Origin of the sequence: Cyclobacterium sp. (genome assembly GCF_014762705.1) — a bacterium.
Lineage (GTDB): Bacteria > Bacteroidota > Bacteroidia > Cytophagales > Cyclobacteriaceae > Cyclobacterium.
In genome coordinates, this window is the sequence record NZ_JABURL010000009.1 from 36,810 (window position 1) to 44,593 (window position 7,784).

At 45.4% G+C, this 7,784-nt stretch carries 5 protein-coding genes; 1 reads left to right on the forward strand and 4 read right to left on the reverse strand.

What is annotated here, in order from left to right; translation table 11 throughout:
• Window positions 1–76 precede the first annotated feature (76 nt).
• From HUJ21_RS00210 to HUJ21_RS00220, 3 genes are read right to left on the reverse strand one after another with little or no spacing between them, the layout of a single operon-like run.
• Window positions 77–1,729, reverse strand: coding sequence for an aminotransferase class V-fold PLP-dependent enzyme (locus HUJ21_RS00210; protein ID WP_291366260.1), 1,653 nt, complete (start codon window positions 1,727–1,729; stop codon window positions 77–79).
• A complete protein-coding gene (locus tag HUJ21_RS00215) occupies window positions 1,698–2,921 on the reverse strand; it encodes an amidohydrolase/deacetylase family metallohydrolase (protein ID WP_291366261.1) in 1,224 nt (407 codons plus the stop codon). The genes HUJ21_RS00210 and HUJ21_RS00215 overlap by 32 nt, the downstream gene beginning before the upstream one ends.
• A gap of 10 nt (window positions 2,922–2,931) precedes the next feature.
• Window positions 2,932–4,215, reverse strand: a complete 1,284-nt coding sequence (locus HUJ21_RS00220) for an amidohydrolase/deacetylase family metallohydrolase (protein ID WP_291366262.1) — start codon at window positions 4,213–4,215, stop codon at window positions 2,932–2,934.
• A gap of 345 nt (window positions 4,216–4,560) precedes the next feature.
• On the opposite strand from HUJ21_RS00220, the gene HUJ21_RS00225 reads away from it, so the two are divergent.
• Window positions 4,561–5,841 carry an Nramp family divalent metal transporter gene (locus tag HUJ21_RS00225; RefSeq protein WP_291366264.1) on the forward strand — a complete coding sequence of 427 codons (1,281 nt, stop codon included), beginning with the start codon at window positions 4,561–4,563 and terminating at the stop codon, window positions 5,839–5,841.
• On the opposite strand, the gene HUJ21_RS00230 is transcribed toward HUJ21_RS00225, so the two are convergent.
• Entirely contained in the window at window positions 5,833–7,587 is a 1,755-nt protein-coding gene (locus HUJ21_RS00230; RefSeq protein WP_291366266.1) for a PQQ-dependent sugar dehydrogenase, read from the reverse strand. The two genes, HUJ21_RS00225 and HUJ21_RS00230, sit on opposite strands and share 9 nt — an antisense overlap.
• Window positions 7,588–7,784 lie beyond the last annotated feature (197 nt).

A 7,784-nucleotide genomic window follows, 5' to 3' on the forward strand; every position in this document is an offset into this window, starting at 1 on the left:
CGTGTCGATTTCATGTTTTTTTATTTAATAAAGGTTTTGGTAACCGGTATGGGTTTTTATCTGCTTAAAAGGTTTTTCAGGTGGCCAGCGGAGGACCAGAGGGCACCATTATTTTTTCTTTTCTTGGGCTGCCTTCCGGTCTTTTGGCAGTAAATTCTGCAGTGAGGTATTCTCCCATAAATACTTCTCCTTTCAATTGGCTGCCTTCCATTTTGCCGGTAAACATAAAAGTGACTGAATCTCCCGGTTTACGGAAATTGCTGCGCATTTTAACTGTATTTCCTTCGATTGTTCCATACAGGTCCTGGTCCGCAAAATCACTCATGTGTGTACCGTTCAGCCAGTTCCCATCCTGCTCCAGAATCCACTTGTGGGTGCTTTTACTACTGAAAAAAGACATTTCCACCTCCCACTTCCCACTAAGATTATCTGCAGGAGCAGCCATAGCGTTATCGGTGGGTTTTCTTTTGGCGGATAGGGTTTTGTGGATTCTGTCTGCAACTACCCCGGCTTCTCCAGGCTGCATCTGGTTGGGACTTATGGTAATGGATGTCAGCCCGTCCTGATTGCGGCTGCCAACGGCAATCCTGGGCGCAGTTCTTCCGAAAAGCTCAGCCACTTCCTCACCACTAATATGCAATTGCTCCGGGTCCCAAAGGATCTGAAGCATGGGGGCACGGTTATTCAATCCACTGGGCTGGTTGATCTGGTGGGTCACTCCCTTGATTTTTGTGGCCCTGTCAGCAATGCTGTTGAGCCATTCCATCCAGGTATCCCATTCCTTGTCATGGTCCCGGGTAGTCCAGGCTTCCACTGCTGCCAACATGCCAAGCATTTCCTCTTTACCCACTTTATTATCCCTTCCGGGACCATGGTGCGGAGAACTGGCTTGCCAGGCGGATAGCATCAGGTCTTTTCTGCCCAGTAGCAATCCGGCACATTGCGGACCGCAAATGGCCTTACCGCCTGAATAAGCCACCATGGTGGCTCCCCTTTCAAAATGCACACAAGGAATGGTCAGGTTTTCCGCTGCGGCATCCATGAGGATGGGGACATTACTACTTTTTGCGATACGGGCAATGTTTTCCAAGGATAAGGGCTGACCTGTATCTGCACCCCTGCCGGAAATCAGGTAAATCATTGCCGTTTTAGAGTTGATGGCTTTTTCCAGTTCTTCGGGACTATTAACCTCCACTATGGTAACGCCAATATTCCTTACAGCATGGTCGTATACATTTCTGGAATGCCTGGGAATGATAACCTCGGTTTTGTCAAATCCGCTGAGGTCCGGGATTTTTAGTAATTTTTCCGGGTTGCCGCCGGTCACACAAGCAGCAGTGGCATGTTTCATAGCTGCGGCACAACCTGCCGTTATGATACCAAAATCGGCTTTGGTGATTTCAGCAAGCCTTTCTCCAATGGCAAAGGCCAGTTCATCATATTGGACAAAGTTTTTTGCTGCTGCAGCCATTGCCTGATGTACTTCAGGCCTTTCAATGGACCCGCCAATAATGGTAAAGGTGCCTCTGCAATTGATGATAGGTTCTACTCCCAATGAACGGTAAATATTTTCATCAAGTGCCAAAGGACCACTGGGCTTTTTATTTCTTTGACTTCCCATAATTGGTGACATGCTCATCAGGCTGCCCCCCATGGGTAGGATTGCCAGGTTTTTGATCATTTCTCTTCTGTCCATATCAATAAGTATATTTTTTTGCAGCCAATCCATTCAAGTCATAGACGATTTTCCCGCCTTTCATGGTAAGCTCCGTTTCCAATTTATATTTTCCTTCAATTTTATTACCTCCTGCATCAATAAAACCAAATTCCCCTTCATGTAATTTCAATAAGGTAAGGTCTGCCACAGCTCCTTCACTAAGGTGGCCCAGGTCAGTTCGTTTTATGGCTTGCGCAGCCTGCCAGGATGCCCTTTCGATCACATCATTTACTTCCATTCCAATATTAATAAATTTAGACATGACATTCAGCATGTTTTTCATTCCGGAGTTCATGCTGAATCGGTGAAGGTCTGTACCGAAGCTGTGTGGGGTTAAACCCTGTCGTACGGCAGGTATGGCCTGACTGAACCAAAATCCGGCCCCTCCATGTCCCACATCGAATAATATGCCCCTATCATAAGCTGCTCTGACAAAACTGCGTAGCATGCCCTGCTCATCCACAATGGGCATGCGTTCTTCAATTTCTTCAAAGCTGTGCGTGAGGATATCCCCGGGTCTCATTTTTTCCAATTGTTGGGCCAGGGTGTATTGGGGCAGGTGGCATTCCACCAGCAAAGGCTTGTTAGCCATCTCAGTCGCCTGGAGTGCATTTTCAAAGGGTGTCCATTCCGGACCAGTATAATGACCGATTTTGATTCCCACCAGAATGTCAGGATACTGTAGCAGGGTTTCAAAGGCTTTTTCAGGATCCATGTCCAATAGGTTTTCCTGTTCTGGATTTCCGCTCATTCCGGTACCGGCGATATTTAAAAATGCCAGTACCCTGGTTTGGGAAGCATCAATGACATTTTTTTTGAAAGTTTCAAAATTTCTCCAGCCGGAGGTTCCGGCATCTACCATGGTAGTAATACCGGATCGAAAGGAGAAATCATCCGGTGATACGCTGGAAAACCCATCTGCAAAGGTTCTTGCCTGGCTGCCTACGAATAGATGCGTGTGGAGGTCAATCAATCCGGGGCTGAGGATCAAGCCAGAGGCATCAATCACTTTTTTTGCATCTTCCGAAGCAATTTGCGGAGCAACCCTGGCAATTTTTCCAGCCAAAACACCTACATCCATGCTGTCACGTATGCCATTTTTTGCATCGATCAGATAGGCTCCTTTGATCAATATGTCCAGGTCCTGAGCCCGCAGCTGCAGGCAAAGGCTGATTAGAAGAAAAAGAAGCGGCCATCTTTTCATGTTGATGTATCTAGCGTTTGCCCAGTTCTGTTTCCCAATAAGGTACACTGAGCCCGTTCAGGTCCCACACAATTCTCCCGGCCCTGATGGTAAGTTCCGCTTCGAGTTTTTTATCTCCGTCAATTTTGGTCCTTCGGATATCCTGAAAGCCAAAACTTCCTTCTCTGAGGCTGAATACTGCAATGTCTGCTTCCGAACCCGGGTCCAGGTTACCCAGGTCTTCCCTGTGAATTACCTGTGCAGGGTTCCAGGTTGCTCTCAGGATGACATCCTCCAGGCTGAGTCCCATGTTCATGAATTTGGAAAGTAGATTGGCCATATCCTTAAACCCTCCGTTCATGCTGTCTTTATGTAAGTCCGAACTGATCACATCCGGAAGAAAGCCCTGCTGAATAGCCGGAATTGCTTGTCGAAAGGAAAAGGCGCCACCTCCATGTCCCACATCAAAACGAATTCCTTTCTGCTGCGCCGGCAAAATAAAGGGTTTAAGCTTCAGGTCTTCATCCACAATCGTTTCCCTGTTATTGGGTCCATAAGAGAAGGTATGGGTAAAAATATCGCCAGGCCTGAGATGTTCCATAAAAAGCGACTCAATGGAGTTGGGAGGCTGGTGTTCCCCAAAATCCACCATTACGGGGACATTGGCGAGGGTGCCCGCCTCTACAGCCAGGTCTACCTGCGTAAAATCGCCCCAGTAATGGGCGGATTTTATTCCTACAAGGATTTCAGGAAACAGGCGGGTAATCATATGAGCGGTCATGCTGGGGTTCATGTCCATGACATTCTGTTCTTCAAATCTCCCGTACATGCCGGTACCCACAATGTTAAGTAGTGCCAAAATTCTCGTTTGGGAACGGTCTATGGTTTGTTTTTTGAATTCCCGGAAATTTTTCCAGCCAGAAGATCCTGCATCTACCACGGTAGTGACTCCTGAACGGAAGGTAAAACCATCCGGTGGCAGGCTGGTGAGGCCATTGGCAATGTATGCCTCCGTATCGGCACCATGAAACACATGCACGTGCATGTCCAATAGACCCGGGGTTACGATAAAACCGCTGAGGTCAATGGTTTTTTTTGCGCTACTTGACGGAATGTCCTTTTCTACCTTCAGTATTGTTTTGCCGGAAATGGCAATGTCCATGATGCCATTGATTTCGTTTTTTGGGTCCAGCACCCTGCCTCCTTTTAAAAGCAGGTCAATTTCCTGTGCCTGGGCTGTTAGGGTTGATAACAAAGCAGTACAAATCAAAAGCAATTGCAGGCACAACAATTTGGTCAGATGTAAAACAGACATGGGCAGAGATTAATGTGTTTAGGTTAAATTAGCGTAAAGTAAAGCCAAAACCTGCGGATAATCCGCTGCATCTTTTGAGCTATATCAGCTTTTCAAAAGGCCTCATATAGCCAATTTGATTTTTGTGCCATGACTTATCTCAAAATATAAGGTCATTCAAGTACCGACCAGGCACAGGTCAAATTAAGCAGGGTTTTCACCGGGTATTTACGGAAATATTGCAAAAAAAATTGTTTTTACAAAGCCCTCTTTTATTAAAAGTCCGGTAAACTACAGATTTCCTTTTTATTGAGGAGAAAAATATTCAAATTAACGACTTGCTAAATCATATTCTTCCGTTAAACTATGAACAAAGCGAATAAAACTCCGAATACTAACTTATTGCAAAAAATATGGCTTTGGATGTTGGGCATCGGTCCGGGGATTTTTTGTATTGGCTATACGATAGGAACCGGAAGTGTAACTTCTATGGCCAAGGCCGGGAGCGAATTCGGTATGCAGTTGCTTTGGGTGCTGGTGCTGAGTTGCGTTTTTTCTTGGGTGCTAATGGAAGCTTATGGTAGGTATGCCGTTGTTACTGGTCAAACTTCCATCTACAGCTTTAAGACTAAATTGAAAGCAGGTAAAATTATTTCTTACCTGATAGTGGGCGGAATCATATTGGCGCAATGGAATTCCTTGTCGGGTATATTGGGGTTAAGTGCCAATGCCATTTACGAAATGGCAGTATTGTTTTTTCCGGATTTGTCGGGAAACTCCTACTGGCCGGTTCTGGGAATTGCGGTTGTATTGATTTTGGTGATGTATTCCTTCTTATGGGTTGGTCAATACTCATTTTTTGAAAAAGTGTTGATCGTTTTTGTGACCATTATGGGTATTGCCTTTATCATTTCGATGTTTGTGGTACTGCCTGATCCGGCGCGGATGGTTAAAGGGCTTGTCCCCTCCGTGCCAGATGTGCCAGGGGGGAGGTTATTGGTGGCAGCTTTTGTAGGAACGACAATGGCAGCCCCAACCTTTGTGGTGCGGCCCCTGCTGATGAAGGGCAAGGGATGGGGGCCTGCCCATACACGGGAACAATCAAATGATGCGCTGACCGGCGCAATTTTAATGCTGGTAATTAATCTTTCGATCATGGCGGCGGCAACAGGGGCACTTTATGCAGATGGCAAAACCATAGAAAAAGTAATGGACATGGTTTATATCCTGGAGCCGGTGGCCGGCAAATTTGCAGTTGCGCTATTCATGACGGGAGCACTGAGTGCCGGATTATCCTCTGTTTTCCCAATACTAATGGTGGCCCCGCTACTGGTGGCGGATTATAAAGAAGGGGAGCTAGACATCCGGTCCACCCGTTTTAAGGTTTTGACGGGCGTGGCTTGTCTGGTCGGTTTGACAGTTCCTGCTTTAGGTGCCAATCCCATATTTGCTCAAATATTGACCCAGGTGGCTGCTGTTTTCGTTTTACCTTTGGTTATCGCCTGTATACTATACCTGGTAAATCAAAAAGCGTTGATGGGTGACCACAAGGCGGGGTTCTGGTTGAATATTGGGTTAATTACCGCCTTTATATTTGCCTGTATCATCTCCTACACAGGGGCTCTGGCCTTAATAGAGTTAGTTTGAAATTTCAGCCCTGATATTTGCTACATCTTCTTTAGAAACAGCCGAAGCGTTATTGTCGAAATTCTGCCTTATGAAGGTCAATACTTCTGAAACTTGATCATCGCTTAAAAATTGATGGGCCGGCATTACATTGTCATACCATTCTCCGTTGACTTCTATTTCTCCCTCCAGGCCTTCCAGTACCAATTGGATCAGCCGTTTTTTGCTTCCTGTAACCCAGTCCGTTTGCCTAAGACCGGGTATCCTTCCTGTTGCTCCGTTGCCATCTCTTTGGTGACAGGGGGAGCAATAGGTATTGTATACCTTTTTACCTTCAGGAAGTTGACCTTTATCCAGGTTGTCCTCTTCGGGATGAGGGTTGCGGATATTGGCTACTAATTTTTGTGCATCCATTTTTTCTAGTTCAGCCTTTCCAAATGAAGCCTTTACTCCTGTAAATAAAATTCGCCAGATTTTGCCTACTCTTGAATCAGAGACATACAATGAACCATCAGGTCCTTGCGCCAGACCCATAGGCCTGAATGCAGCATCATTGGTATTGACAATTAGTTCTTTTCCCGCAAAACCATTCGCAAAAACTTCCCAATCACCTGCTGCTTGCCCGTTTTGAAAGGGTACAAAGGCGACAAAATAACCTGATTGTGGGTATGGAGACCGATTGGTAGAACCATGAAAGGCGATAAAAGCGCCGTTTTTATACCGGTCGGGAAATTGATCTCCCGTATAAAATAACAAGTCATTGGGAGCCCAGTGGCCCGGGAAGCCCATGACCGGATCGTCCATACCAGCACACCGGCCTACCATTTCACCATCCCCTCCGTACTCAGGGGCAAGGACCTTTTTCTTTTTGATCTGGTCATAGTAACAATAGGGCCAGCCATAGTCTGCTCCCTGGCTTACTTTGATAAACTCTTCTGAAGGCAAAACAGCACTTTCCCAGGGAGAGAAGGTTTCAGGGTAAAGCAAATGCAGGTTATCTCTGCCATGCATCACCACATAAATGTGATTGTCTACCGGGTTGTAGTCCATGGCCACAACACTTCGGATCCCAGTGGCAAACAATTCACCATCTTTCTGGGTCATTCCCATTTTATCCTTAGGAAATTTCCAGACTCCTCCATGTTCGATCAGTTCGGGACAGGGATCCAGTCCCTGGGATCCGGGAATGCCACCGGGTTTGTTTTCCAAATCCTGGCAGGCGTTTGAGGGACTTCCAAATGGGACATATAAATTCCCCTCCCGATCAAAAGATACGGGTTTGGTGATGTGCCAGTGAATACCGTGTTCATGATCATCGGTAAGCACTACTTCCATGGGCGTGTCAGGTATAAGTTGGCCTTGGTTCAGTTTGTTTCTGTAGACCACCCTCGCAGAACTGTAATACAGGTAGCCATCATGGATTCGCATTCCGTTTGCCAGACTGCCTTCGTCTTCATAATCCCCAAAATACCTGATTAAATCTGCTTTACCATCACCAGTGGTATCCCTTAGGGCCACATTGCTGCCCATACCTTCCGCATATCTCAATTTTACATAGATGTCACCATTTTCGTTGACCGCCATATGCCTGCCCTTACCAATACTATCTATTACTATCAGGGCTCCGAAACCCTCGGGTAAAGAAAGGCCTCCATTTTCCGGATCGGGATGAGGTAAAGAATCTCTGCTTTCACAGGAATTAAAAAAAATAAATAAAACGGCTGAAAGGACGAAACTGCAGATGGACGGTAAAGAGATGCGATTCATTGGTTAATAGTAAATTTTCAATGGTAAATAGCAAAAAGTTTTGATTTTAACAATATATGCTAATGTAAAAATATATAAAAATAAAATATTAAAATGGAATCAATAAGTTTTACGAACAAAATGCATTGAATTTAATTATAAATAAACAAAAATATATATGTTGTTTTAATTAATTTATTTCTACAAAATACTTAACA